General features: G+C 62.2%; 24 protein-coding genes. 16 read left to right on the forward strand and 8 right to left on the reverse strand.

Translation table 11 applies throughout. The annotated features are described in order from the left end of the window. Positions 1-7 precede the first annotated feature (7 nt). Together NKH50_RS22665 and NKH50_RS22670 are read right to left on the reverse strand one after the other, a co-directional pair. Complete coding sequence (locus NKH50_RS22665) at positions 8-1,300, reverse strand: M23 family metallopeptidase (protein WP_352881094.1); 1,293 nt, start codon at positions 1,298-1,300, stop codon at positions 8-10. 137 nt (positions 1,301-1,437) lie between these two features. Beyond that, positions 1,438-1,905, reverse strand: coding sequence for a peroxiredoxin (locus tag NKH50_RS22670; protein ID WP_352649106.1), 468 nt, complete (start codon positions 1,903-1,905; stop codon positions 1,438-1,440). Positions 1,906-2,001: 96 nt separating this feature from the next. On the opposite strand from NKH50_RS22670, the gene NKH50_RS22675 reads away from it, so the two are divergent. Continuing rightward, complete coding sequence (locus NKH50_RS22675; RefSeq protein ID WP_352881096.1) at positions 2,002-5,376, forward strand: AsmA-like C-terminal region-containing protein; 3,375 nt, start codon at positions 2,002-2,004, stop codon at positions 5,374-5,376. Positions 5,377-5,639: 263 nt separating this feature from the next. Here the strand turns inward: NKH50_RS22675 and NKH50_RS22680 are convergent, their stop codons facing one another. Beyond that, on the reverse strand, positions 5,640-6,503 hold the full coding sequence (locus NKH50_RS22680; protein ID WP_352881098.1) for a LysR family transcriptional regulator: 864 nt from the start codon (positions 6,501-6,503) through the stop codon (positions 5,640-5,642). Between the two features lie 98 nt (positions 6,504-6,601). Here NKH50_RS22680 and NKH50_RS22685 point away from each other — a divergent pair, with 98 nt between their 5' ends. Then, positions 6,602-7,264: an FMN-dependent NADH-azoreductase gene (locus NKH50_RS22685; protein ID WP_352689357.1), complete on the forward strand. Its 663-nt coding sequence runs from the start codon at positions 6,602-6,604 to the stop codon at positions 7,262-7,264. Between the two features lie 471 nt (positions 7,265-7,735). On the opposite strand, the gene tyrS is transcribed toward NKH50_RS22685, so the two are convergent. Continuing rightward, positions 7,736-8,989 (reverse strand): tyrosine--tRNA ligase, encoded by a 1,254-nt coding sequence (tyrS, locus tag NKH50_RS22690; protein ID WP_352703045.1) that lies wholly within the window; start codon positions 8,987-8,989, stop codon positions 7,736-7,738. On the opposite strand from tyrS, the gene NKH50_RS22695 reads away from it, so the two are divergent. The 3 genes from NKH50_RS22695 to NKH50_RS22705 all read left to right on the forward strand — a co-directional run bounded on the left by NKH50_RS22695 (position 8,976) and on the right by NKH50_RS22705 (position 10,331). Further along, positions 8,976-9,161 (forward strand): hypothetical protein, encoded by a 186-nt coding sequence (locus NKH50_RS22695; RefSeq protein ID WP_352649116.1) that lies wholly within the window; start codon positions 8,976-8,978, stop codon positions 9,159-9,161. The two genes, tyrS and NKH50_RS22695, sit on opposite strands and share 14 nt — an antisense overlap. A 116-nt stretch (positions 9,162-9,277) precedes the next feature. Further along, positions 9,278-10,006 (forward strand): glycosyltransferase family 2 protein, encoded by a 729-nt coding sequence (locus tag NKH50_RS22700; protein WP_352477338.1) that lies wholly within the window; start codon positions 9,278-9,280, stop codon positions 10,004-10,006. After that, positions 9,999-10,331, forward strand: coding sequence for a lipid-A-disaccharide synthase N-terminal domain-containing protein (locus NKH50_RS22705; RefSeq protein ID WP_023674681.1), 333 nt, complete (start codon positions 9,999-10,001; stop codon positions 10,329-10,331). The genes NKH50_RS22700 and NKH50_RS22705 overlap by 8 nt, the downstream gene beginning before the upstream one ends. Before the next feature lie 40 nt (positions 10,332-10,371). On the opposite strand, the gene NKH50_RS22710 is transcribed toward NKH50_RS22705, so the two are convergent. Both NKH50_RS22710 and NKH50_RS22715 read right to left on the reverse strand, forming a co-directional pair. Beyond that, positions 10,372-11,040 carry an FMN-binding negative transcriptional regulator gene (locus NKH50_RS22710; protein WP_352703043.1) on the reverse strand — a complete coding sequence of 223 codons (669 nt, stop codon included), beginning with the start codon at positions 11,038-11,040 and terminating at the stop codon, positions 10,372-10,374. Between the two features lie 6 nt (positions 11,041-11,046). Continuing rightward, the gene (locus NKH50_RS22715) at positions 11,047-11,721 is read right to left on the reverse strand and encodes an alpha/beta hydrolase (RefSeq protein WP_023674683.1); all 675 of its coding nucleotides are present in this window, start codon (positions 11,719-11,721) and stop codon (positions 11,047-11,049) included. 254 nt (positions 11,722-11,975) lie between these two features. Here NKH50_RS22715 and NKH50_RS22720 point away from each other — a divergent pair, with 254 nt between their 5' ends. The 9 genes from NKH50_RS22720 (at position 11,976) to NKH50_RS22760 (ending at position 19,932) form a co-directional block, all read left to right on the forward strand. Further along, positions 11,976-13,154, forward strand: a complete 1,179-nt coding sequence (locus NKH50_RS22720; RefSeq protein ID WP_352881101.1) for a cysteine desulfurase family protein — start codon at positions 11,976-11,978, stop codon at positions 13,152-13,154. A 188-nt stretch (positions 13,155-13,342) separates the two neighbouring features. After that, positions 13,343-14,860 (forward strand): Fe-S cluster assembly protein SufB, encoded by a 1,518-nt coding sequence (gene sufB, locus NKH50_RS22725; RefSeq protein ID WP_352881103.1) that lies wholly within the window; start codon positions 13,343-13,345, stop codon positions 14,858-14,860. A 19-nt stretch (positions 14,861-14,879) separates the two neighbouring features. Further along, the gene (locus NKH50_RS22730; RefSeq protein ID WP_352820843.1) at positions 14,880-15,146 is read left to right on the forward strand and encodes a hypothetical protein; all 267 of its coding nucleotides are present in this window, start codon (positions 14,880-14,882) and stop codon (positions 15,144-15,146) included. Further along, entirely contained in the window at positions 15,146-15,901 is a 756-nt protein-coding gene (gene sufC, locus NKH50_RS22735; protein WP_352506445.1) for a Fe-S cluster assembly ATPase SufC, read from the forward strand. The genes NKH50_RS22730 and sufC overlap by 1 nt, the downstream gene beginning before the upstream one ends. A 43-nt stretch (positions 15,902-15,944) precedes the next feature. Next, a complete protein-coding gene (sufD, locus tag NKH50_RS22740) occupies positions 15,945-17,213 on the forward strand; it encodes a Fe-S cluster assembly protein SufD (RefSeq protein WP_352881105.1) in 1,269 nt (422 codons plus the stop codon). Between the two features lie 37 nt (positions 17,214-17,250). Beyond that, positions 17,251-18,492, forward strand: a complete 1,242-nt coding sequence (locus tag NKH50_RS22745) for a cysteine desulfurase (RefSeq protein WP_352881107.1) — start codon at positions 17,251-17,253, stop codon at positions 18,490-18,492. A 5-nt stretch (positions 18,493-18,497) separates the two neighbouring features. Then, complete coding sequence (locus NKH50_RS22750; protein ID WP_023674690.1) at positions 18,498-18,890, forward strand: SUF system Fe-S cluster assembly protein; 393 nt, start codon at positions 18,498-18,500, stop codon at positions 18,888-18,890. 110 nt (positions 18,891-19,000) lie between these two features. Continuing rightward, the gene (gene sufA / locus NKH50_RS22755; protein WP_352474720.1) at positions 19,001-19,387 is read left to right on the forward strand and encodes a Fe-S cluster assembly scaffold SufA; all 387 of its coding nucleotides are present in this window, start codon (positions 19,001-19,003) and stop codon (positions 19,385-19,387) included. 11 nt (positions 19,388-19,398) lie between these two features. Next, positions 19,399-19,932, forward strand: coding sequence for a DUF2199 domain-containing protein (locus NKH50_RS22760; protein ID WP_352750708.1), 534 nt, complete (start codon positions 19,399-19,401; stop codon positions 19,930-19,932). Here the strand turns inward: NKH50_RS22760 and NKH50_RS22765 are convergent. Further along, on the reverse strand, positions 19,929-20,426 hold the full coding sequence (locus tag NKH50_RS22765; RefSeq protein ID WP_023674692.1) for a GFA family protein: 498 nt from the start codon (positions 20,424-20,426) through the stop codon (positions 19,929-19,931). The two genes, NKH50_RS22760 and NKH50_RS22765, sit on opposite strands and share 4 nt — an antisense overlap. A gap of 90 nt (positions 20,427-20,516) precedes the next feature. On the opposite strand from NKH50_RS22765, the gene NKH50_RS22770 reads away from it, so the two are divergent. Continuing rightward, complete coding sequence (locus NKH50_RS22770) at positions 20,517-20,840, forward strand: TfoX/Sxy family protein (protein ID WP_352881109.1); 324 nt, start codon at positions 20,517-20,519, stop codon at positions 20,838-20,840. Between the two features lie 34 nt (positions 20,841-20,874). Here the strand turns inward: NKH50_RS22770 and NKH50_RS22775 are convergent, their stop codons facing one another. After that, the gene (locus NKH50_RS22775) at positions 20,875-21,798 is read right to left on the reverse strand and encodes a PfkB family carbohydrate kinase (RefSeq protein ID WP_352881111.1); all 924 of its coding nucleotides are present in this window, start codon (positions 21,796-21,798) and stop codon (positions 20,875-20,877) included. Between the two features lie 276 nt (positions 21,799-22,074). Here NKH50_RS22775 and recA point away from each other — a divergent pair, with 276 nt between their 5' ends. Next, positions 22,075-23,172, forward strand: a complete 1,098-nt coding sequence (gene recA, locus NKH50_RS22780) for a recombinase RecA (protein WP_352881113.1) — start codon at positions 22,075-22,077, stop codon at positions 23,170-23,172. Positions 23,173-23,192 lie beyond the last annotated feature (20 nt).

Here is a 23,192-nt window from a genome sequence, read left to right on the forward strand (position 1 = left end):
CGGCTCCCTAGAGGTACCGCTCGACCTTCTTGCCGATGGTCAGAAACCGTAGCGGATCGATTGCCTCGCCGTTGTGGCGGACCTCGTAATGCAGATGCGGGCCGGTTGAGCGGCCGCTGTTGCCGGTCTTGCCGATGATGTCTCCGGCATCGAGCTTCTGTCCGACGGCGACGTCGATTTCGCTGAGATGCCCGTAACGCGTCACAAAACCGTTGCCGTGGTCGACCTCAATCATGCGGCCGTAGCCGCCGTTCCAGCCGGCCTTGACGACCACGCCGGCTGCCGTGACCTTGGCCGGCATACCGACCGGCGCCCTGAAATCCATGCCGGAATGCAAGGCGGCCGTGCCGAGGATGGGATCGGTGCGCACGCCGAACGGGCTGGTGACGCTATGGCCGGGCGCGGGGTTGGCGAGCGGCAGCCGCCGCGCTTCCTTTTTAAGATGATCCAGCGCGTCAAGAGCCTCGTCCAATTCCTTGACCTTGCTGTCGAAGATCAACGAGCTGTCGAGTGGTATCAGCGGGCCGCCGACGTCGCTCTTTTCGAATTCGCTGTCGACGGGCAGGCCTGCGGCCTCGAGCGCCTGCGAGATCGCGTCGGCGCTCTTGTAGGCATTGTCGGCAAGTGTGGCGATGCGGGTGAGCTGCTGGCTCTCGATGGCCTTCAGCGAGTTGTTGATCGAAACGAAGAGCTTGTCCGCCCGGTCGGCCGCACTTTCGCTCGGCAGCGGATCGGCGCGGGTCGACCACAGTGAGAACGGCCTGGTGTCGTCAACGCCCACAGGAGCCGCAAGGGGGGCAGCAAGGCTGGCGACGGAATAGGCCATCGGCTGGATGCTGCCGGTCGCGTCGGCATGTTCGTCCGGCTTTGCCGTCGGCACGGGCGGCGTTGCGACCTCGTTTTCGGCTCGTTCGAGGATCGGCCCGAGGCGGCCGTGACGCAGGCTGAGCTGGCTCTGCCGTTCCAGCAACTCGCTGACCTTGGTTTCCATCAGCTGCTGATCGAGTAGCTGGCGGCTGGTGATGCGGTCGACCTGGCTGCGCAGTGCCGAGATGCGGTCTTCGTAGGCCTGCTGCATGCGCGCCTGCCGCGCCGTCGTGGCGCCGATCAGGTCGTCGCGCAGCACCAGATAAGAGGTCGCCAGCAGGTAGCCGATGACGATCGCCGCCAGCGCCGAGCCGCAAAATGCCGCAAGCCACGGGCGTATGGTGAAATGCCTTATCTGGTCGCCCCGGGCGATGATGACCGTGTGGGGCTCTTTGCGTCTGCCGAAGACCGCTGACTGACTGGCTACGTTCACGGGACCAAGCTTTCGTTACGACACCAACGACGAGCCTGATTACACATTATTAGGGTTAACAAAGTTTTGTCGGATCGAACGAAGGCAAAGGTCTTCGCGTAAAACGGGCATCGCATTGCAACGGCCTGGCGCAGATCTCAAAGCGCGCGAACCGCCTCCAGCACCTCTTCGGCGTGCCCCTTGACGCGGACGTTGCGCCAGATCCTGGCGATGCGTCCGTCGCGGCCGATCAGGAACGTCGCCCGCTCGACGCCCATATAGGTGCGGCCGTAGAGTTTCTTTTCCACCCACAAATGGTAAGCCTCGATCACTTTGCGCTCTTCGTCGGCGACAAGATCGACGCTCAGATCGTATTTCGCCTTGAATTTGTCGTGTTTCTTGGCGCTGTCCGGCGAGAGCCCGATGACGACAGCGCCGGCCTTTTCGAACTCCGGCTTCAACTGCGAAAAGCCGATCGCCTCGTTGGTGCAGCTTGTGGTGTCGTCCTGTGGGTAGAAATAGAGTACGATGGGTTTTCCCAGCAATGCGGCGAGGCTGAGTGAACCGCCGCCGTCGCGCGGAAGATCGAATTGCGGCGCAACATCGCCCACGTCGAGGTCAGCCATACCGATGCCCTTGTTTGAAGTTACGCGCCAGGCTGCACCGATATAATGTCGAGCGGGGATTCGTCCACGATCGAATTCGTCTCAACGGAAGATTGCGTGGATCAGGAGCTACCGCAGCACGAGAAGATCAGGTTCAGGCGTGACGAGATCACCGACCTGGGAACCTTTCCGTCCGCGTGCCGCGTCCCGCCGCTCGGCCAGGCGTCGATCGGTCGCGGCGTCCGTTTGATGGCGCGGCTGTTTGCCGGCCTCGTCGCCCTTGTGCTGCTGGCTGCCGCCGGCGTCTACGCGATCGGCGTATCCGGCTTCGGCTCGGAGCGGCTTCGCGCGGAAGCCGAAACGGCAATCGAGAAGTTGGCAGGCTTCGATGTCGACGTTGCCGTCGGGCCGGCCCGGCTGACGCTTGACGGGTCGAGCTTCATTGCGCTGCAGGTCAGCGACGTCAGCCTCAAGACCGCCGACGGAAAACCGATGGCCGACGCCGGCCGGGTCCGCTTTGGCATCCGGCTGATCCCGTTGCTTTCGGGCGAGGTGCGGCTGACCAGTGCCCGGATTTCCGACGCGCACATCGTCATGGCGGCGATGCCGTCCGGTGGCGACTGGACGGCCGAGCTACGCAACCAGGACGGCCTCATCGATCCGGAAAAACTTTCCGCCGCCGTCTTCGCCAACCTCAACCGGGCGCTCGATGCGGTGCGCGAGGATTCGATGCGCCAGATCGATCTGCGCAACGTCGAGCTGGTACTGCCCGAGACCGGATCTGTCGAGTCGGTCACCATCGCCGACGCCTCAGTCTCGCAATCGGGACCGGGAAGCATGGAGTTTTCATCCAACGCGGATGTCGACGGCAGGGCGCTCACCATCGCCGCTTCCGCCACCCGCGATCCGGCGACGCGACGCATCACCACGCTGGACGCCAGCATCCAGGCAGCGGACGCCGACACTGCGGCAGGTGGCAAATTGGGTGCGATCGCCTTGAAGCTGGCGGGGTCGGAAGGAACCGGCGACAACGGTTCGCGGCTGACCGCTGCCCTGTCGCTGACCGGATCGGTGCTCGATCTCGGTTCGCGCGGCCTGCTTCCGGCCGATATCGATCTCGATGCGACGCTCGTCGCCGGGTCGAACAAGATCCAGGTCGACAGTTTGCTGCTGAAAACCGGCCGCTCGACCTTCGATTTCGCCGGTTCGATCGGGCCGAAGCCGGCTACCGGCACAGCCGGCGAGGAGCCATCCTATCGTTACGACCTCACCAGCGACGGTTCGACCCTGGCGCCTTCGGATTCGCCGGAGCCGGCGCTCAGCTTCATCGCCCGTATTGCCGGCGTCTACCAGCCGACGAGCCAAAAGCTGATCGCCGAGCAGATCGGCGTCCGGTCCGGACCGGGCAGCGAAGTGCTGGGCACGGCTTCGGTTTCATTCGTCGCCAACCAGGCGCCGGGCATATCGGTGGCGCTCAATGTCCACCACATGCCGGTCTCGCACGTCAAGCAATTATGGCCGTGGTTTTCGGCGCGCAATGCCAGGCTGTGGGTGCTTAAGAACCTGTTCGGCGGTCGCGTCGTCGATGGCAGCCTGCAGTTCCAGGTCGTACCCGGACGGCTCGGCAACGGCGTGCCGCTTTCCGCCAATGAAGTGTTCGGCCGGTTCCAGGTCGAAGGATCGCGCTTCGATACGGCCGGCCGCATTCCGCCGATCCGCGATGCCGTCGGCGTCGTCGGCTTCCACGGCAACGACGTCGACGTCGCGCTGTCGTCGGGCAGCGTCTATATGCCGAGCGGCCGCACCGTGGCGGCAAGCAACGGCACGCTCACCGTCAAGGCGGCGAACCATCCGCCGGTGATCGGCGCGCTCGACATCGATGTCGCCGGCGAGGCGCCGGCAATCGCCGAACTGGCATCGTTTGACCCGATCAACGCCATGCGCCATGTCGGCCTGCTGCCGGACGACCTGTCCGGCACGGTGACCGGCCACGTCAAGGCTGATATTCCGCTGCAGTCCGGTGTCGACTCGTCCAAACTCGATTGGCTGGTGGCGCTCGACTACAAGGACCTGTCGCTGGGCAAGCCGTTCGAGGGCCAGACGGTCAGCCATGCCGACGGCTCGATCACGGTCGCGCCCGACCGGGCGGTGATCTCGGCCAAGGCACTGCTCAACGGGATTCCGGCCGAGCTCGACCTGATTGAGCCGCTGAGGGATGGCGGCCCGCCGCGCAGTCGTAAAGTAGCGCTGTTGCTCGACGACAAGACGCGCGCCAGCGCCATGCCTGGCCTGTCGACGCTGCTTTCCGGAACCATCAAGGTGGCGATCGACAAGAGCGGCGCCGGCAACCAGAACGTATCGGCCGACCTGACCAATGCCAGGCTGGACATTCCCTGGGCCGGCTGGAGCAAGGGCCCCGGCATTCCCGCCAAGGTCGTCTTCGCCATGGCGAAGACCGGCGACACCACGACGCTGTCCAATTTCGAACTCGACGGCAAGACCTTCTCCATCGACGGCAGCGCCGTGCTGATTAACGGCGCCTTGTCCTCGGCCCGGTTCAGCAAGGTCACGTTGAACAGGGGCGACGACGTCGCCGTCTCGGTGAAGCGGTCGGGCAAGACCTATGCGGTCGAGGTCAGCGGCAGCGCGTTGGACGCACGCTCGCTGATCAAGCAATTCACGTCCGATGTCGATACCGCGACCAAGACCACCGGCGTCGATGCGATCTCGGTCAGCGCCGACGTCAGCTCCCTGACCGGCTTCCACGACGAGGTGCTGTCGAATCTGAAGCTCGACTACAGCGCCGCCGGCTCCAGAGTGAACGGGCTCAAGGTGAGCGCCACCGCAAGTTCGGGAGCCGCGATCACCGTCAGCAACACGACCGGCGGCGGCCTGCGAACGCTCAACATGAAGTCGGCCGACGCCGGCGCCATACTGCGCTTCCTCAACATCTACGAGCATATGGAAGGCGGCTCGATCACGTTGGCGCTCACCGGGGCCGGCGACGGGCCGATGAAGGGCCAGGTCGACGCCAGGAATTTCGTTGTCGTCAATGAGCCGAAGCTCGCCTCGATCGTGTCGACGACGCCGGCCGGCGACAGCCGCAGCCTCAACGAGGCGGTCAAAGGCAATCTCGACACGTCGAGGGTGAAGTTCGAGCGCGGCTTCAGCGAGATCGACAAGGGCAGTGGCTATCTGAAGCTGCGCAACGGCGTGCTGCGCGGCCCGCGCATCGGCACCACCTTCCAGGGCACGCTCTACGACCAGAACAACAACATGGACATGACCGGCACGTTCATGCCGGCCTACGGCGTAAACCGCATCTTCGGCGAACTGCCGCTGATCGGCGCGCTGCTCGGCAACGGCCGCGACCGCGGCCTGATCGGCGTCACCTACAGGCTCAAGGGCAACGCCAACAAGCCCAACCTAGAGGTCAATCCGCTATCGGTGATAGCGCCCGGGATTTTCAGGTCGATCTTCGAGTATCGGTGAGGTCAAAACCCAATTACCTCGAGCGACCGAGTTTTGATCTCAAGCGGCCGCTCGTCCGCCCGCGAATTCACGCCCATGATCCAAAGGCGACTGACGTCAGCCCGGGCTTAAATGGCCGCTTTGCGCCGCAATCTCGGCCATTGAGGTGACTGTTACCATTGCCTGACAGCAGACATAGTTGGTGACCATGATGGAGGTCGCAGTTGCGCCATTTCTGGACATTCGGAACTAGCCATAAAGCAGACGTCGGTGCGAGTTCAGGATCACTCCTCGCCAGCGTGCCTTCGAGGAACGGCATTCATGATGGCCCCCGCCAGTTCTTCGAGGACGGAGGTATCGCCGTTCGATGCGGCAAATAGCCTGAACTCCGCTTCTGGTAACTCTGGCAGACCGTGGCTTTCGGGTACCCTGACCAGGCCGTTTCTCAGCTGACTGGCGATCATCGGCGCTACAGCAAAGCCTGAGATGGCAGCCGCCCTCAGGCTGGAGTTGCTTGCGCAGATCATCACCGTGCGCTGGCTGATCCCGGCCTTGGCAAGCCGTTCAAGAGCAACTTCCCTGTAGGGGCAAGGTTCCGGCAACACCGCCAACGGCAGCGGGTCCGGAAGATTCACGCCGGTACGATCCCCCCATGCCCAGACAAGAGGCTCGCGCCACAGGAGGCGCCCCATCTCCTCACCCTCACATTGTGATCCGAGCACCAGTTCGATGTTGCCCTCCTTCATCTTCGAGAGGAGCGCACTCGGAATCCCGACTTGCACCTCGACCTGCAATCCGGGGCGATCAGCGCCGAATGCCTGCAAGGCGCGAAGGATGGGGACCTGTGCGAAGTCTTCCGAGAGGCCGACGCGAACCCTGCCGTGAAAGGGTGCCTGCGCCAGATCGGCCAAAGCATCCCGGTTAAGGGCGAGCATCGCCCGGGCATAGGCGAGCAGGCGCTCGCCATCGGGTGTCATCTCCAGCGAGCGCGTCGTCCTGTTGAGTAAGGGCTTTCCGACCTGCTCCTCGAGACGGCGCAGGTGCCCACTGACGGCCGACTGCGTAAGGTTTAGTCGCGCTCCTGCCCGACTGAAGCCGCCTTCGTCGAACACGGCGACGAACGTCCTGAGCAGGACCAATTCCAACATATATTCTGATCCATGATTAATATCGTCGATAATCTCAATTTCTATATCGAATTGAAATATGACGCAATGTGGTTCGTCACAATGAGCAAGGGTGATCCATGACCAAGCTACTGCATATCGTTTCCTCGCCCCGCAAAGAGCGTTCCGCCTCGCGTGAGGTCGCCGACGCCTTTGTTCAAAGCTATCGTGCTCGACGACCCGACTTGGAGATTTCAACGCTCGACCTATGGGATGTCGACCTCCCAGAATTCGGTGTGGACGCGATGTTGGCCAAATATGCGGGGCTCAGCGGCGCGCCGCTTACCCCTTCTCAACAGCAGGCATGGGCCACATTGCAAGAGTTGGCGCAACAACTGCACTGGGCGGATATTGTCCTGCTGTCGACGCCTCTGTGGAATTTCAGCATTCCCTACAAGCTCAAGCACTTCATCGACCTGGTATCGCAGAAGGACATCCTTTTCTCGTTCGATCCTGAACACGGGTTCGGAGGACTGCTCCGGGATAAGATCGCAGTGGTAGTCTACGCGCGAGGTCTCGACTATGCAGCGCAATCTATCACTCCGGCGCAGCGCTTCGATTTTCAAAAACCTTATATACAAGCGTGGTTGCGCTTCATCGGTATCGAAGATGTCCGCAGTCTAATCATCCAGAAGACCCTCTTTGGACCCGATATTGATCATGCGGCTCGCCAGGATGCGCGAGAGGCCGCGTCACGGCTGGCGGAAGACCTCCTGTCACGCACAACAGAGGCGATTGCATGATTATGAAGCGCTTGCTGCGGACAAGCGCGTTGATAACCCGTTCTGACCCCAGCTTGCACGTGCATCCCCGTCCACCCGGCGTAACAACTTTGGAGAACGGACGTCCGCAACGTCGCCTAAGCCGGGGCAGGCGCACCGATTCTACCTACGTCCGCTTTCAGGCAATGGATCAGTCTCGGCAAGGACCGTTTTGGATCAGATCAGGAGGCTGCTCGCGCGGAACTTAATGTCAGCTTGTATAGATCTCGTTTCTACGAGCAGGCGGTCCGCTTCCGGCCCCGAACAAGACGTTCATCGAAGCGCCGCAGAACGTCCCGCGCTACCTGCTCCTTCCGATCGATGAGACGAATGGCATCTCGGCCATTCTCGGGAGCTAGCTGATTAACCTCGGCCGTGATTCCGAACCTAAGGTCCAGCGCCGCAAGATGAAACCGGTTTCGGAAAAGATCTAACAGGAAGGGCGGGCCCTGGTCAGACCGGCCGCACCAGAACGTGCTTCTTCTTGCCGAGCGACAGCTTTGCGACGTTCTCCGGGCCAAGATCCTGCAGCGTCACGATCCTGCGGTCGTCTGACACGGGCTGGTCGTTAAGGCGCACGGCGCCGCCCTGGATATGCCGCCGTGCCTCGCCGTTGGACGCAGCCAGCCCGGCGGTGACGAACAGCGACAATATGCCGACGCCGGCTTCAAGATCGGCCCTGCCCACCTCGACTGTTGGCAGTGTTTCGGCGAGCGCCCCTTCTTCGAACGTCTTGCGCGCCGTTTCGCTGGCCTCCTCTGCCGCCCCGCGGCCATGCAGCATGGCGGTGATTTCGGTGGCGAGGATCTTCTTGGCTTCGTTGATCTCCGAGCCGCCGAGCCGTTCGAGGCGCGCGACCTCGGCGAGCGGCAAGGTCGTGTAGAGCTTGAGGAAACGGCCGACATCGGCATCCTCGGTGTTGCGCCAATATTGCCAGAAGTCGTACGGGCTCAACATCTCCGCATCGAGCCAGACCGCGCCCGAGGCCGACTTGCCCATCTTGGCGCCAGACGAGGTGGTGAGCAGCGGCGTCGTCAGCGCATAAAGCTGCGCGCCTTCCATGCGATGGCCGAGATCGATACCGTTGACGATGTTGCCCCACTGGTCGGAGCCGCCCATCTGCAGCCGGCAACCGAGGCGCTTGTAGAGCTCGACGAAGTCGTAGGCCTGCAGGATCATGTAGTTGAATTCGAGGAACGACAGCGACTGCTCGCGATCCAGCCGGAGCTTGACCGAATCGAAGGCCAGCATGCGGTTGACCGAAAAATGCCGGCCGACATCGCGCAGAAAATTGACGTAGTTGATATCCATCAGCCAGTCGGCATTGTTGATCATGACGGCGCCGTTCGGGCCGCTGCCGAATTTGAGGTAGGGCATGAAGTTGCGGCGGATGCCGGCGAGATTGTTCTCGATATCCTGCGGCGTCAAAAGCTTGCGGGCCTCGTCCTTGAACGACGGATCGCCAATCATCGAGGTGCCGCCGCCCATCAGCGCGATCGGCCGGTGGCCGGTCTGCTGCAGCCAGTAAAGCATCATGATCTGGATCAGCGACCCGGCATGCAGGCTCCTCGCGGTGGCGTCGAAGCCGATATAGGCGCTCACCGTTTCCGTGGCGAAAAGCTGGTCAAGGCCGGCATCGTCCGAGGTCTGGTGGATGAAACCGCGCTCGCTCATGGTGCGCAGGAAATCGGATTTGAAGGCGGACATTTTCTTTCCCGAAAAGCTTCCGGCCGAACGCGGCCCGGCTATGCATGAAGGCGGGCGTTTAGCACTCAAGCGCGATCAGCAAAAGTGGAATCCGGTTTTGCGTCCGATCACGCTTCGGATGGTTTTGCGCGATCAGCAAAAGTGGAATCCGGTTTTGTGTCCGCGCGGATAGCGTGCGGCCTGCTTGCGTCATTGTTTCGGCTGGCGTAATGAGGCGCCGCGCCAGCGGGGCTCTTCCTCTGGACCGCGCGGCATCGATCGAATGCCATATCCTGTGACAGAGTCGAGATGCCGGAGATATCCATCGTCATTCCTTGCCGGAACGAGGCGGCGAACCTGCCGCTTCTGCTCGACGAGATCGGCACTGCCATGGCCGGGCGGGACTTCGAGGTCATCGTCGTGGACGATGGCTCGACAGACGATACGCCTTCGGTGCTTGCAGCAGAGGCAGCGCTTCGCCGGTTTCCGCTGCGCCATCTCAGGCATGAAAAATCCGCCGGACAGTCGCTCTCGGTGCGCTCAGGCGCCTGGGCGGCGCGGGGCGATATAGTCGCCACCATTGACGGCGACGGTCAGAACGACCCCGGTTATATCCCAGTGTTGATCGACGCGCTGCGGCAGGCTGGTCCCGAAGTCGGGGCCGCGCAGGGACAGCGTCTGAAGCGCCGCGACAGCAAGATCAAGCAACTGGCGTCGCGTTTCGCCAACGGGCTGAGAAAAGCCATCCTGCACGACGAGACGCGGGATACCGGCTGCGGCCTCAAGGCGATTCACACCGACATTTTGCGGAAATTGCCCTTCTTCGACGGCACCCATCGCTTTGTTCCAGCGCTGGTCATCCAGGAGGGCTACCGCGTCGTCCATTGCGATGTCGTCGACCGCTCCCGCCGTCACGGCAAATCGAATTACGGCATCTTCGATCGCGGCCTTCAGGGCGTGCTCGATCTTGCCGGCGTCTGGTGGCTGCGCCGCAGGCGCCGCAGAATGCCCAAAGTAGAGGAAATCAGGCATGGGTAACGTGCTTCAGGAATTGGCGACCTGGCTTCACGATGTTTTCGTCAAGCAATTCGATGCCTGGGTGCTGCTCGGCTTCGTCGCCCAGTTCTTCTTCACCATGCGCTTTCTGGTGCAGTGGGTGGCGTCGGAAAAAGCCAAGCGCAGCGTCGTGCCGATTGCCTTCTGGTTCTTTTCGCTGTTCGGCGGCGGCCTGCTGCTGATCTACGCCATCCAGCGTCAGGATCCGGTGTTCATCGCCGGCCAGGCCATGGGCCTGTTGATCTATATCCGCAATCTCTGGCTGATCGCCAACGAGCGCAAGGCGGCGATGACCAAGGTCGATTGAGCCCGCCACCGGCCTGAACCGGTCGAGCAAGCAAGCAAGACTACTTGCCGTCCAGCCCGCCGTAGGACCTTACCAACTGGACCATGTCGGCCGAGTTGGCGGTCTCGCTCTCGAGCCCCTCGGCGACACCGACGCGGTCGCCGGCCGGGCGGTTCTGGCTGACTTTCCACTTGCCGCTGATTTCGGTGATTTCGATTTCCAAGCCGACGATGCCCTTGATCTGTGACTGGATGAAGGGTGCCGGCGCGTCGGTCACCGCCCACGGCGCCGGGCGGCTGCCCTCCTGCGACATCGTCAGATCGGAAATCTGCTCGGCCAGCCAATCCTGGTCTTCGATCACCGTGACGATGCCGCGCACCTGGACGATGGCGTAGTTCCAGGTCGGCACCACCTTGCCGGTTTCACGCTTGGTCTCGTACCAGGACGGCGTCACATAGGCGTCGGCGCCCTGGAAGACGACCAGCACCGGCACCAGGGGATTGTCGGCCAAAAGCCGCCATTGCGGATTGGCCTTGGCCAGATGGGCGCGCAGCCTGCCGTTCGGCGGCACATCCGCGTTGAGCAGGGAGGGCGCGTCTAGAAGAAAGGGAATTGCGTTGGCGATCGGCCCCTCGGTGCCGTTCGACACCAGCAGGCCAAGCGGATGCGCCCGGATCAGCCCGTGCAGGACGTCCGGCCGTGTTTCCTGGAAGTGAGGCGGTTGGTACATCGCCGATTATCTCAGCCGCTTCGGCCGTGGGTCGGACAGTTCCCCGGCCAGCCGGCGGTCAAGGTAGTCCGCGCATTCCTCGATCAGAAGCTCCGCATGGTTGGCAAAGAAATGGTTGGCGCCGGGCAAGGTCTTCTGGGTGATGGTAATGCCTTTTTGCGTGTGCAGCTTGTCGACCAGGCCCTGCACGTCCTTGGGTGGCGCGACCTTGTCGGCGTCGCCGTGGATGATCAGGCCGGACGACGGGCATGGCGCCAGGAACGAGAAATCATAGGTATTGGGCTGGGGCGCGACCGAGATAAAGCCCTCGATCTCCGGCCGGCGCATAAGAAGCTGCATGCCGATCCACGAGCCGAACGAATAGCCGGCAACCCAGCAACTCTTCGAATCGGGATGCAGCGACTGCACCCAGTCGAGCGCCGCCGCGGCGTCGGACAACTCGCCGGTGCCGTGGTCGAACTCTCCCTGGCTGCGGCCGATGCCGCGGAAATTGAAGCGCAGCGTGGTGAAATTGCGCTTCTGGAACATGTAGAAGAGGTCGTAGACGATCTTGTTGTTCATCGTGCCGCCGAACTGGGGGTGCGGGTGCAGGACGATGGCAATCGGCGCGCTCTTTTCCTTCGAGGGCTGATAACGACCCTCCAGACGGCCGGCCGGACCGGTGAAAATGACCTCAGGCATGAAATACTCCACTTGGCATAAATTGCGCGGCGCCCGGAACGACTTTTCCTCTGGCCCCAGTTTTCCCTAGGCCTTGACGCAGGGCGAGCGTCTTTCTAGAAGCTAGTTTAGAATTGTTCAAAACTGGGCGGCCAAAACTGTGGCTCGGCCACCCGCGCCGCAAGCCGCGTAAATAGGACGTCTTGCCTTGCAATTTCAAGGAAATAACGCGCTATCTTCGCGGAACGGCTTTTGAAGGGACCAGTTGGACGGAAATGGCCGGAGCACGCGCCTATCTCGACTACAATGCCAGCGCGCCGCTGCTTGCCGCCGCGCGCGCGGCGGTGGTCGCTGCGCTCGACGTCGCCGCCAACCCGTCCTCCGTCCATGCCGAGGGCCGCGCTGCGCGGCGGCTGATCGAGGATGCCAGGCGCAATGTGGCGCGACTGGTCAACGCCAGGGCCGAGCATGTCGTATTCACCTCCGGCGCGACGGAAGCGGCCTCGACGCTGCTGACGCCGGACTGGCAAATGGGGCGCGGTGCTGTCCGTATGAGCCGGCTCTATGTGTCTGAGGCCGATCATCCTTGCCTGCTGAACGGCGGGCGTTTCCCAGCGGCGCAGGTGATACGGATCGGCGTCGACGCCGACGGCGTCGTCAGGCTCGACGTTTTGGCCGAGGCTCTCGCCCAGCATGACAAGGCCGAAGGCTTGCCGCTGGTGGCCATCCACGCTGCCAACAATGAAACCGGCGTAATCCAGCCGGTCGGCCGCATCGCCGAAATCGTCAAGGCGGCGGGTGGCATCCTGGTCGTCGATGCCGTGCAGTCAGCCGGCCGCATTCCGCTCGATATATCAGAAGCTTACGCAGACTATTTTATTCTCTCGTCGCACAAGATCGGCGGCCCCAAGGGCGTCGGCGCCATTGTCGCGGCGTCGGACCTGATGATGCCAAAACCGCTGGTCAGCGGCGGCGGCCAGGAAAAGGGCCATCGGGGCGGCACCGAAAACCTGGCGGCGATTGCCGGGTTTGGCGCGGCCGCTAGCGAGGCGTCTGCCGGCTTGCATTCGATCGAAGCGGTGCGGCAGCGTCGCGACGAAATCGAGGCGATCGTTAAAACGCTTGTTCCGGACGCCGAAATCTTCGGGACCGGCGCTGCAAGGCTTGCCAATACCACATTCTTCGCTATTCCCGGCATCAAGGCCGAGACGGCGCAGATCGCCTTCGACCTTGCCGGTGTGGCGCTGTCGGCCGGATCGGCCTGTTCGTCGGGCAAAGTCGGGCCGAGTCACGTGCTGAAAGCCATGGGTTACGGTGACGGCCTTGGCGCGTTGCGCGTGTCCATCGGCCACGCGACCAGCGCTGAAGATATCGAGCTGTTTCGTTCGGCGCTGGCGTCGATCGTCGCGCGGCAAGCCGGTAAGGAAAAGGCGAACAGGGAACGAGCCGCCTGAGCGCGGCAGACGAAATGTAGGGCCTTGCGGCCTGGTAGAGCCGTGCGTTCGAATTTGGCCGGGTGAATTTCCGGCATGAACGCACTATATGAAACTTACGCCGCCTCAGGAGCCTGATGGGTGCTCGTTTGCGGTGCCATAGTTTGAAAACTGCCGGGCCTTGACCCCGGCGTGGATGGAGAACGCTGATGCCTGCTGTGCAGGAGACGATCGATCGAGTTCGAAAGATCGATGTCGACCAGTATAAATACGGATTCCAGACCGAAATCGCGATGGACAAGGCCCCCAAGGGCCTGAGCGAAGACATTATCCGCTTCATTTCGGCGAAGAAGGACGAGCCGTCCTGGATGCTGGAATGGCGCCTGGAAGCCTATCGCCGCTGGCTGACGCTGGACGAGCCGAAATGGGCGCGCGTCCACTATCCCAAAATCGATTTCCAGGATCTCCATTATTACGCGGCGCCCAAGAGCACGCCGGGTCCGACTTCGCTCAGCGAGGTCGACCCCGAATTGCTGAAGGTCTATGAGAAGCTCGGCATTCCGCTCAGGGAACAGGAAATCCTCGCCGGCGTGCAGAAGACCGATGCCTCGGAGCTCGAGGAAGCCAGCGACAACGTCTACAAGTCGGGCCGCGTCGCCGTCGATGCGGTGTTCGATTCCGTCTCCGTCGTCACCACTTTCAAGAAGGAGCTGGCGCAGGCCGGCGTCATCTTCTGCTCGATCTCGGAAGCGATCCGCGAGCATCCGGAGCTGGTGAAGAAGTATCTCGGCTCGGTCGTGCCGACCACCGACAATTTCTACGCGACGCTGAATTCGGCCGTGTTCACCGACGGCTCCTTCGTCTTCGTGCCCAGGGGCGTGCGCTGCCCGATGGAACTGTCGACTTATTTCCGCATGAACGAGAAGAATACCGGCCAGTTCGAGCGCACGCTGATCATCGCTGAGGAGGGGGCTTACGTCTCTTACCTCGAAGGCTGCACGGCGCCGCAACGCGACGAGAACCAGCTTCATGCCGCGGTGGTCGAGCTGATCGCGCTCGATGACGCCGAAATCAAATATTCGACGGTGCAGAACTGGTATCCCGGCGACGCCGAAGGCAAGGGCGGCATCTATAATTTCGTCACCAAGCGCGGCGACTGCCGCGGCCATCGCTCGAAGATTTCGTGGACACAGGTCGAGACCGGTTCGGCCATCACCTGGAAATATCCGAGCTGCATCCTGCGCGGCGACGATTCTAGTGGCGAGTTCTATTCGATCGCCGTCTCCAACGGCTATCAGCAGGTCGACAGCGGCACCAAGATGATCCATCTCGGCAAGAACACGTCGAGCCGCATCATCTCCAAGGGCATTGCCGCCGGCTTCTCGCAGAACACCTATCGCGGCCAGGTCTCGGCGCACCGCAAGGCGACCAACGCCCGCAACTTCACCAATTGCGATTCCCTGCTGATCGGCGATCAGTGCGGCGCACACACCGTGCCCTACATGGAAGCCAAGAATTCGACCGCGCAGTTCGAGCACGAGGCGACCACTTCGAAGATTTCAGAGGACCAGAAGTTCTACGTCATGCAGCGCGGCATCCCGGAAGAAGAGGCGATTGCGCTGATCGTCAACGGCTTCGTCAAGGACGTCATCCAGCAACTGCCGATGGAATTCGCGGTCGAAGCGCAGAAGCTGATCGGGATTAGTCTTGAGGGGAGTGTTGGGTGAGTTAACTGGAACGGCGATCATGGATTTGTTCAAGCGGATGGAAGGCTTGATATTTGCCGTTCTGATGCTCTTGCTGACATTGGCTGTTGGTGGTGCTGTGATGGCGTTGATAGGCGCAGTGTTTGGCTTGAGTTCGACAAAAACTATTGGTGGTTCGATTGCAGGCTTAAGCGCGGCTGGGTTTTTTGGCTGGATGTTGGTCACCAGCAAGTTTGTACGCGCTTTTCGAGCTTTTAGAAAAGTTCCGTCGCAGGCCGGGCACCGCGAACAAGAAAGTGGAAAATAATGCTTGAAATCAGAAACCTCCATGCCCGTATCGTCGATGACGGCACCGAGATCATCCGCGGCCTGAATCTTTCGGTGAAGGCCGGTGAGGTCGCCGCCATCATGGGGCCGAACGGCTCGGGGAAATCGACGCTGTCCTATATCCTCGCCGGCCGCGAGGACTATGAGGTCACCGAGGGCGACATCCTCTACAACGGCCAGTCGATCCTTGAAATGGATCCGGCCGAGCGCGCTACCGCCGGCATCTTTCTCGCCTTCCAGTATCCGATGGAGATACCGGGCGTGGCGACGATGGAATTCCTGAAAGTGGCGATGAACGAGCAGCGCAAGGCGCGCGGCCAGGAGCCGCTAAAAATCCCGGAATTCCTCAAGCGCGTGAAGGACGCGGCGGCCTCGCTCAACATGGACATGGCGATGCTGAAGCGGCCGCTCAATGTCGGCTTTTCCGGCGGCGAGAAGAAGCGCGCCGAGATCTTGCAGATGAAGCTTCTCGAGCCGAAGCTTTGCGTCCTCGACGAGACCGATTCCGGCCTCGATATCGACGCGCTGAAGATCGTCGCGGACGGCGTCAACACGCTGCGCTCGCCGGACCGCGCCATCGTCGTCATCACCCACTACCAGCGCCTGCTCCAATACATCGTGCCCGATACGGTGCACGTGCTCTACAGGGGCCAGGTGATCAAGTCGGGCGACAAGTCGCTTGCGCTCGATCTCGAGGCCAATGGCTATGCCGGCGTGATCGGGCAAGCCGCGTGAGATGCCAGCAGGCCCGGAAGGCAAGCCAAACAAGGCGATACTGATGAATATGCACACGACACCCCAGCGGACACCGGCCGAAACGGCGCTGATCGACGCCTTTGGCGAGCGGCTGTCGCTGCTGCCCGGCGACGGCGCGGTGATGCTGAAGCGCGACGACGCCATCGAGGCGATCAAGAGCGGCCTGCCGACGCGGCGCGTCGAATCCTGGCACTATACGGACCTGCGCCGGCTGCTGATCTCGGTGCCGGACTTCGATCCGGCAGCGGTCGCGAAAGCCGTTGCGCCGATCGTCGAGGGCTCCAGCGTTTTGCCGGTGCTGAACGGCGTTTCGAATATGAAACTGCCCGATATCGAAGGCGTTGCCGTGCAGCGCCTGTCGGAGAAGCTGACCGACGGCAGCGCAGCATCTGGGCTTGATTCTTATGGCAGCGACGACGCCATCGGCGCGCTCAACACCGCCTTTGTCGCCGACGGCTATTTCGTCGACATCGCCGACGGTGCTCAACTGGAGAAGCCGGTCGAATTGCAGAATTTGCAGGCCGGCGGACAGTCGCATGTGCGGCTGACCGTCCGCGTCGGCACCGGCGCCAAGGCTGTCGTCGTCGAGCGCCAGACGGGCGAGGGGGCGGCACTGGTCAGCTCGGTCAGCCAGCTTGTGCTTGGCGAGGGCGCCGAAGTGACATGGCTGGTCGTGCAGGAGCAGCCGGATACGGCAACGCATCTTGCCCAGTTCAAGGCGCATCTCGGCAAGAATTCGAAGCTGACGCTGTTCATCATGAATGCCGGCGGCAAGCTTGTCCGGCAGGAGGTCGTTGTGAAGACGACCGGCGAGGGCGCCGAATTCACCTTGCGCGGCATCAATCTGCTCGCCGGCGATACCCATACCGATGTCACTATGGTGCTCGACCACGCCGTACCGCACACAGCCTCGACCGAAGTCATCCGAAACGTGGTGACCGGCAAGGCGCGCGGCGTCTTCCAGGGCCGCATCAACGTCCACCAATATGCGCAGAAGACCAACGCCAAGATGGCCTGCAACACGCTGCTTCTGTCGGATGACGGCGAGTTCTCGACCAAGCCGGAGCTCGAAATCTTCGCCGACGACGTCGTCTGCGGCCATGGCGCGACCGTCACCGAGATCGACCACAGCCATCTGTTCTACCTGATGGCGCGCGGCATCGACGAGAAGACCGCGCGCGGCCTGCTGGTCAAGGCCTTCGTCGCCGAGGTGATCGAGGAACTGGACGACGAGGCCATCGTCGAGGCGCTGGAAGCGAGACTCGACAACTGGTTCGCGGCGCACGGGTAAAGGGGAAGGAACGCGGCAGCGCGGCAAGGACTTCGAGATGGACCAGAAAGTCGAAAACATCCCCTACGACGTCGAGGCGATCCGCCGCGACTTCCCGATCCTGTCGCGGCAAGTCTACGGCAAACCGCTGGTTTATCTCGACAATGGCGCCTCGGCGCAGAAGCCACAGGCGGTGCTCGACGCTATCCAGCACGCCTATTCCCAGGAATATGCCAACGTCCATCGTGGCCTGCATTTCCTGTCGAATGCCGCGACCGACGCCTATGAGAAGGCTCGCGAGACGGTGCGCCGTTTCCTCAATGCGCCGAGCACCGACAACATCGTCTTCACCTCGAACACCACGGCGGCGATCAACACGGTCGCCTATGGTTTCGGGATGCCGAATATCGGCGAAGGCGACGAGATCGTGCTGTCGATCATGGAGCACCATTCCAACATCGTGCCGTGGTATTTCATCCGCGAGCGGCAGGGCGCGAAGCTGGTCTGGGTACCGGTCGACGATCTCGGCGTCTTCCACATCGAGGAATTCGAAATGCGGCTGACCGACCGGACAAAACTGGTCGCCATAACCCACATGTCGAATGCGCTGGGCACGGTGACGCCGATCAAGGAGATTGTGCGCATCGCGCATGCCCGCGGCATTCCGGTGCTGGTCGACGGCAGCCAGAGCGCCGTGCACATGCCGATCGACGTGCAGGACCTCGACTGCGATTTCTTCGTCTTCACCGGCCACAAGGTCTATGGCCCGTCGGGCATCGGCGTGCTCTATGGCAAGAAGGATATTCTGGAGCGCATGCGCCCGTTCATGGGCGGCGGCGAGATGATCGAGGAGGTGACGCAGGACATCGTCACCTACAACGACCCGCCGCACCGTTTCGAGGCCGGCACGCCGCCGATCGTGCAGGCAATCGGGCTTGGTGCCGCGCTGGAATACATGGAAAAGATCGGCCGCGAGCGCATCGCCGCGCACGAGGCCGATCTGAAGGATTATGCGCATCAAAAACTGCGCGCCATCAACTCGCTGCGCATCTTCGGCGATGCGCCCGGCAAGGGCGCCATCATCTCGTTCGAGCTGCAGGGCATCCACGCCCATGACGTGTCGATGGTCATCGACCGGCAGGGCGTGGCGGTGCGCGCCGGCACGCATTGCGCCCAGCCGCTGTTGAAACGCTTCGGCGTAACATCCACATGCAGGGCGTCGTTCGGCATGTATAATACCAGGGCCGAAGTCGATGCTTTGGCCGATGCGCTGGAAAAAGCGCGCAAGTTCTTCGGGTGACGATCATGGATGATGCCGGCCATACCGCCGAGACCACTTCCGAAACGGCCACCAATGCGGTGGTCTCCGGATCGGCCATTCCGGCCGAAGAATTGGCGCGGCTGACCGACGACATCGTCTCGGCGCTGAAAACGGTCTACGACCCGGAAATCCCGGCCGACATCTACGAGCTCGGCCTGGTCTACAAGATCGACATCGAGGACGACCGCTCGGTCAAGATCGATATGACGCTGACCGCGCCTGGCTGCCCGGTGGCCGGCGAAATGCCCGGTTGGGTGGAGAATGCCGTCGGCGCCGTCGAAGGCGTCTCCGGCGTCGAGGTCAACATGACCTTCGACCCGCCCTGGTCGCCCGACCGAATGTCGGAAGAGGCGCAGGTGGCGGTTGGGTGGTACTAGCATCCGACCAGCCAGAGGCTGGCGCACTTGCGCCGGGTACAAAACTTCACCATTTTAGGTGAGGAATCATTCGGCAGGCCTTGAACCTGCGCGCAATGGAGAAGGAAAACATGGGACGCTTCGCCGTCATCACGATGACCGAAAAGGCCGCCGACCGGGTTCGCGAGATCGTTGCGACCCGTGAGAATGCGCATGGCATTCGCCTTGGCATCAAGAAGGGCGGCTGTGCCGGCATGGAATATACGGTCGATCTGGTGACCGAGCCGAACACCAAGGACGATCATATCGAGCGCGATGGCGCCCATGTCTATGTCGCGCCGGAGGCAGCACTTTTCCTGTTCGGCACCGAGATGGACTTCGAGCAGACGACGCTGCGCACCGGCTTCACCTTCCGCAATCCGAACCAGAGCTCGGCCTGCGGCTGCGGCGAATCGGTCGAGTTGAAGCCGGCCGATTTGAAGGCACTGGCCGAGGCGCGCGAAGCAAGCGCGGCTTAGCGTCTCTGGTGATGAGTGCCGAGGCATATCGCTGGCGGTGTGCCTGTTGCGGTCAGGAATATACCGGGCTTCCAACAGATATGGCGTTCGGTGCGCCCGTGGACACGGACACGCTTGACGATGCCGCTCGAGCGACCTTTCGTAAGAATGAAGATTTCTGCGAGGTGCGCCGTGCGTCGGGGGTAACCGATCGGTTTGTTCGTTGCTTGCTGCCTCTGCCAGTGCCTCAGCTATCCAGCGAGTTCTGTTTCGGCGTATGGATGTCGGTCTCGGAAAAAAGCTGGGATCTATACCGAGATGGATATGACAGTGGCCAGTATGAAGAAGAACTCTGTTTTGGATATCTGATGCACAACATTCCTGAGTATCCAGGCTCGTTGCATCTGCATGCCAATGTTGTATTTCAGCCCGGTGATCAGCGTCCGAAGGTGTTTCTGCATGATGCAGATCATCCCTTGGTTGCGGCCCAACGCAGTGGGGTGGATGTGGCGCAGATAGAGCGCTGGGTGGCTCTCACGCACCGACCTAAGGCCGGGAGCAGCTAATCCACCCACATCCCCGTTCGCTTGTGCCAGTCTGCGATCGACTCCTCCGGGTAGACGTCGAAGACCTTGTCGCCCTTGCCGATATCCGGCTCGACCCAATTCGCCTTGTATTTCAGCATCAGATGCACCTTCTCCGGCGGTTTCGGCAGGTCTGTGTCGACAGCCGAGGCGAACGGATGCACAAGCTCCGGCCAGGTCGGATCGTAGAGCCAGAGTGCCGTCCCGCATTTCGTGCAGAAGTTCCGCTCGCCCGTCGAGGTCTCGCGTTGCGGGTGCTCGTCGTCCTCGATCTCGGCGCGGTAGACGCCGAGATGGCGCTTGCCCTGGATTTTCAGCGTCTCGTAATCGGCGCCGAGATTGATGGCAAAACCGCCACCGCCCTGCTGCTTGCGGCAGATCGAGCAGTAGCACAGCATGAACGGCACCGGCGTGTGGCTTTCCACCTCGAAACGCACGGCATTGCACCGGCAGGACCCTTTGAGCAGAAGCGGCATGAGAAACTCCGACTAAAGTGATTTGCACTTTGTCAGGATGGCGCCGGTTGCGGCGATGACAAGAGGAAATCCGGATGACATGATCGCCGCATGGACAACGAGCGCATAGAAGAGCTTTTCGAAGGCCTCGGCCCGATCAGCATCCGCAAGCTGTTCGGCGGCAAGGGCATCTATTTCGACGGCGTCATCGTCGCCATCGTCATCGGTGGCGAATTGATGCTGAAGGCCGACGCCGAAAGCGCGCCCGATTTCGAAGCGGCCGGCTGCCGGCAATGGACCTATACCGGCTCGCGCCACGGCAAGCTCGTGTCGATGCCCTATTGGAGCGTTCCCGACAGCGCCTTCGACGATCCCGACGAGATGGCGATCTGGGCGCGCCGCGCCTACGAGGCAGGACGGCGCGCCGGCAAATAGGCTGCGTCATGCTTCGGCAATTCCGGGCCGCACTTCATGCCAGGTCCCGCGCCTCGGGCACGAGCGCCAGCGCTTCGGCAAAGCCAGCGCTGGTGAAGGCGGCACTCTCGACGACGAGCATAGCTGCGGCAATGCCTTCGCGCAGTGCCGCGCGCAGCGTCAGGCCGCGCAGCAGGGCAGCGATCGTGGCGCCTGCCAATGCGTCGCCGGCGCCGGCAGCATCGGTCCGCTTTTGCAGCGGCGGTGGCGAGATCGAGAACGCGCTCAATTCGTCGAAACCGAGCACTGGTTCGTCGCCGGCGGTGATCACGCCGCTTTTCAGCCCGGCGCGTCTCAGGCCGTCGACGATGCCTTGATCGATTTGGACGCCGGCGAGCACGCCGGCCTCGGGCCGGTTCATGAAGGCCATCGCCAGACGGTCGAGCACCGGCGTCAGCCGCGCCGCTTTGTTGGGCGAGACCGCAAGCGCAAACACCGGCTTGCCGGCGGCGAGTGCCGCCAGCCGCTCCAGCGCGGTCGACGGCAGGTTGGCGTCGCACAGCACCGCGTCGGCCGAACCGATCGCTTCCCGCACCTTGGCGCGGCGGATCTGCTTGGGAAGCGCCAGCTCGTAGAGCACCATGTCGGCAAGGCCGGCGATCAGCCCGCCGTCGCTGTCGATCAGCATCGTATGGCTTGGCGTTGCTCGGTCGAGGAACACCGCCGACAGGTCGGCAACGCCGGCCTCGGTGACGGCGCGTAAAACCGTGTCGCCCAGGGCATCGCCGCCGCGTACCGAAAGCAGCGAGGCCGAGACGCCGCGGCGCACGGCACAGCGCAAGGCGTTGAAGACGGCGCCGCCGACATGCTCGCGCATCGTGCCCGGATTAGACGCTGCTGGCACGAAGGCGCCGGCAACCCGGCCGCGCCGCTCGATATAGGCGCCGCCCACGGCCAGGATCGTCGGGGATTTGATCATGCCGTCAAAATGCCCTTTAGCTGTTGCCCGGGGAGACTAGGTCGCCGGGCGGAACCCTGCAATCGCGGGTCCGATTCGGTTGGTAACGGCAACGGCGCCGCATGCGAGGCGAGACACATCGGAAGCAATAATTGCGAAACAAAAATAGAACAAATAGGGATATGCATTATTTTTCAAGCCCTTGGTGCTCATTGACAAATGAGAACAAATGAGGTACATTCTTTTAAGGATTGCGGGATTGTCCGGCCTCCATTGACGACCACGGGGTGATGTATCATGGCTCAGAATTCTTTGCGGCTTGTAGAGGACAAAGCGGTGGACAAATCAAAGGCTCTGGATGCGGCGCTGTCGCAAATCGAGCGTGCCTTCGGCAAGGGCTCGATCATGCGGCTCGGCGCGAACGAGCAGGTCGTCGAGATCGAAACGGTGCCGACCGGCTCGCTTGGGCTGGACATCGCGCTTGGCGTCGGCGGCCTGCCACGCGGCCGCATCGTCGAGATCTACGGGCCGGAAAGCTCGGGCAAGACGACGCTGGCGCTGCACACGGTGGCCGAAGCCCAGAAGAAGGGCGGCATCTGCGCCTTCGTCGATGCCGAGCACGCGCTCGACCCGGTCTATGCCCGCAAGCTCGGCGTCGATCTCGAAAACCTGCTGATCTCGCAGCCCGATACCGGCGAGCAGGCGCTGGAGATCTGCGACACGCTGGTGCGCTCCGGCGCCATCGACGTGCTGGTGGTCGATTCGGTGGCGGCGTTGACGCCGCGGGCGGAAATCGAAGGCGAGATGGGCGATTCGCTGCCCGGCCTGCAGGCCCGCCTGATGAGCCAGGCACTGCGCAAGCTCACCGCCTCGATCTCGCGCTCCAACACCATGGTCATCTTCATCAACCAGATCCGCATGAAGATCGGCGTCATGTTCGGTTCGCCCGAGACGACGACCGGCGGCAATGCGTTGAAATTCTATGCCTCGGTCCGCCTCGACATCCGCCGCATCGGCTCGGTCAAGGATCGCGACGAGGTCGTCGGCAACCAGACCCGCGTCAAGGTCGTCAAGAACAAGCTGGCGCCGCCCTTCAAGGTGGTCGAGTTCGACATCATGTATGGCGAGGGCGTCTCCAAGACCGGCGAGCTGGTCGATCTCGGCGTCAAGGCGGGCGTGGTCGAAAAGTCGGGCGCCTGGTTCTCCTACAATTCGCAGCGTCTTGGCCAGGGCCGCGAAAACGCAAAACTGTTCCTGCGCGACAATCCCGACACGGCGCGCGAGATCGAGCTGGCGCTACGGCAGAATGCCGGGCTGATCGCTGAGAAATTCCTTGAGAACGGCGGCTCCGAAAACAGCGATGACGGTTTCGAGGACGACGCTGGGGTGATGTAGGGCAAGCGACGCCTCGCTGA

This window comes from Mesorhizobium sp. M1027, from assembly GCF_040318745.1.
Taxonomy (GTDB): Bacteria; Pseudomonadota; Alphaproteobacteria; order Rhizobiales; family Rhizobiaceae; genus Mesorhizobium.

Bases quoted from the DNA above. Each gene is read 5' to 3' on its own strand.
- NKH50_RS22670 (WP_352649106.1), bottom strand. From the start codon at position 1,905: ATGGCTGACCTCGACGTGGGCGATGTTGCGCCGCAATTCGATCTTCCG.
- NKH50_RS22680 (WP_352881098.1), bottom strand. From the start codon at position 6,503: ATGTTGGAATTGGTCCTGCTCAGGACGTTCGTCGCCGTGTTCGACGAA.
- NKH50_RS22685 (WP_352689357.1), top strand. From the start codon at position 6,602: ATGACCAAGCTACTGCATATCGTTTCCTCGCCCCGCAAAGAGCGTTCC.
- tyrS (WP_352703045.1), bottom strand. From the start codon at position 8,989: ATGTCCGCCTTCAAATCCGATTTCCTGCGCACCATGAGCGAGCGCGGT.
- NKH50_RS22700 (WP_352477338.1), top strand. From the start codon at position 9,278: ATGCCGGAGATATCCATCGTCATTCCTTGCCGGAACGAGGCGGCGAAC.
- NKH50_RS22705 (WP_023674681.1), top strand. From the start codon at position 9,999: ATGGGTAACGTGCTTCAGGAATTGGCGACCTGGCTTCACGATGTTTTC.
- NKH50_RS22710 (WP_352703043.1), bottom strand. From the start codon at position 11,040: ATGTACCAACCGCCTCACTTCCAGGAAACACGGCCGGACGTCCTGCAC.
- NKH50_RS22715 (WP_023674683.1), bottom strand. From the start codon at position 11,721: ATGCCTGAGGTCATTTTCACCGGTCCGGCCGGCCGTCTGGAGGGTCGT.
- NKH50_RS22720 (WP_352881101.1), top strand. From the start codon at position 11,976: ATGGCCGGAGCACGCGCCTATCTCGACTACAATGCCAGCGCGCCGCTG.
- sufB (WP_352881103.1), top strand. From the start codon at position 13,343: ATGCCTGCTGTGCAGGAGACGATCGATCGAGTTCGAAAGATCGATGTC.
- NKH50_RS22730 (WP_352820843.1), top strand. From the start codon at position 14,880: ATGGATTTGTTCAAGCGGATGGAAGGCTTGATATTTGCCGTTCTGATG.
- sufC (WP_352506445.1), top strand. From the start codon at position 15,146: ATGCTTGAAATCAGAAACCTCCATGCCCGTATCGTCGATGACGGCACC.
- sufD (WP_352881105.1), top strand. From the start codon at position 15,945: ATGAATATGCACACGACACCCCAGCGGACACCGGCCGAAACGGCGCTG.
- NKH50_RS22745 (WP_352881107.1), top strand. From the start codon at position 17,251: ATGGACCAGAAAGTCGAAAACATCCCCTACGACGTCGAGGCGATCCGC.
- NKH50_RS22750 (WP_023674690.1), top strand. From the start codon at position 18,498: ATGGATGATGCCGGCCATACCGCCGAGACCACTTCCGAAACGGCCACC.
- sufA (WP_352474720.1), top strand. From the start codon at position 19,001: ATGGGACGCTTCGCCGTCATCACGATGACCGAAAAGGCCGCCGACCGG.
- NKH50_RS22760 (WP_352750708.1), top strand. From the start codon at position 19,399: ATGAGTGCCGAGGCATATCGCTGGCGGTGTGCCTGTTGCGGTCAGGAA.
- NKH50_RS22765 (WP_023674692.1), bottom strand. From the start codon at position 20,426: ATGCCGCTTCTGCTCAAAGGGTCCTGCCGGTGCAATGCCGTGCGTTTC.
- NKH50_RS22770 (WP_352881109.1), top strand. From the start codon at position 20,517: ATGGACAACGAGCGCATAGAAGAGCTTTTCGAAGGCCTCGGCCCGATC.
- NKH50_RS22775 (WP_352881111.1), bottom strand. From the start codon at position 21,798: ATGATCAAATCCCCGACGATCCTGGCCGTGGGCGGCGCCTATATCGAG.
- recA (WP_352881113.1), top strand. From the start codon at position 22,075: ATGGCTCAGAATTCTTTGCGGCTTGTAGAGGACAAAGCGGTGGACAAA.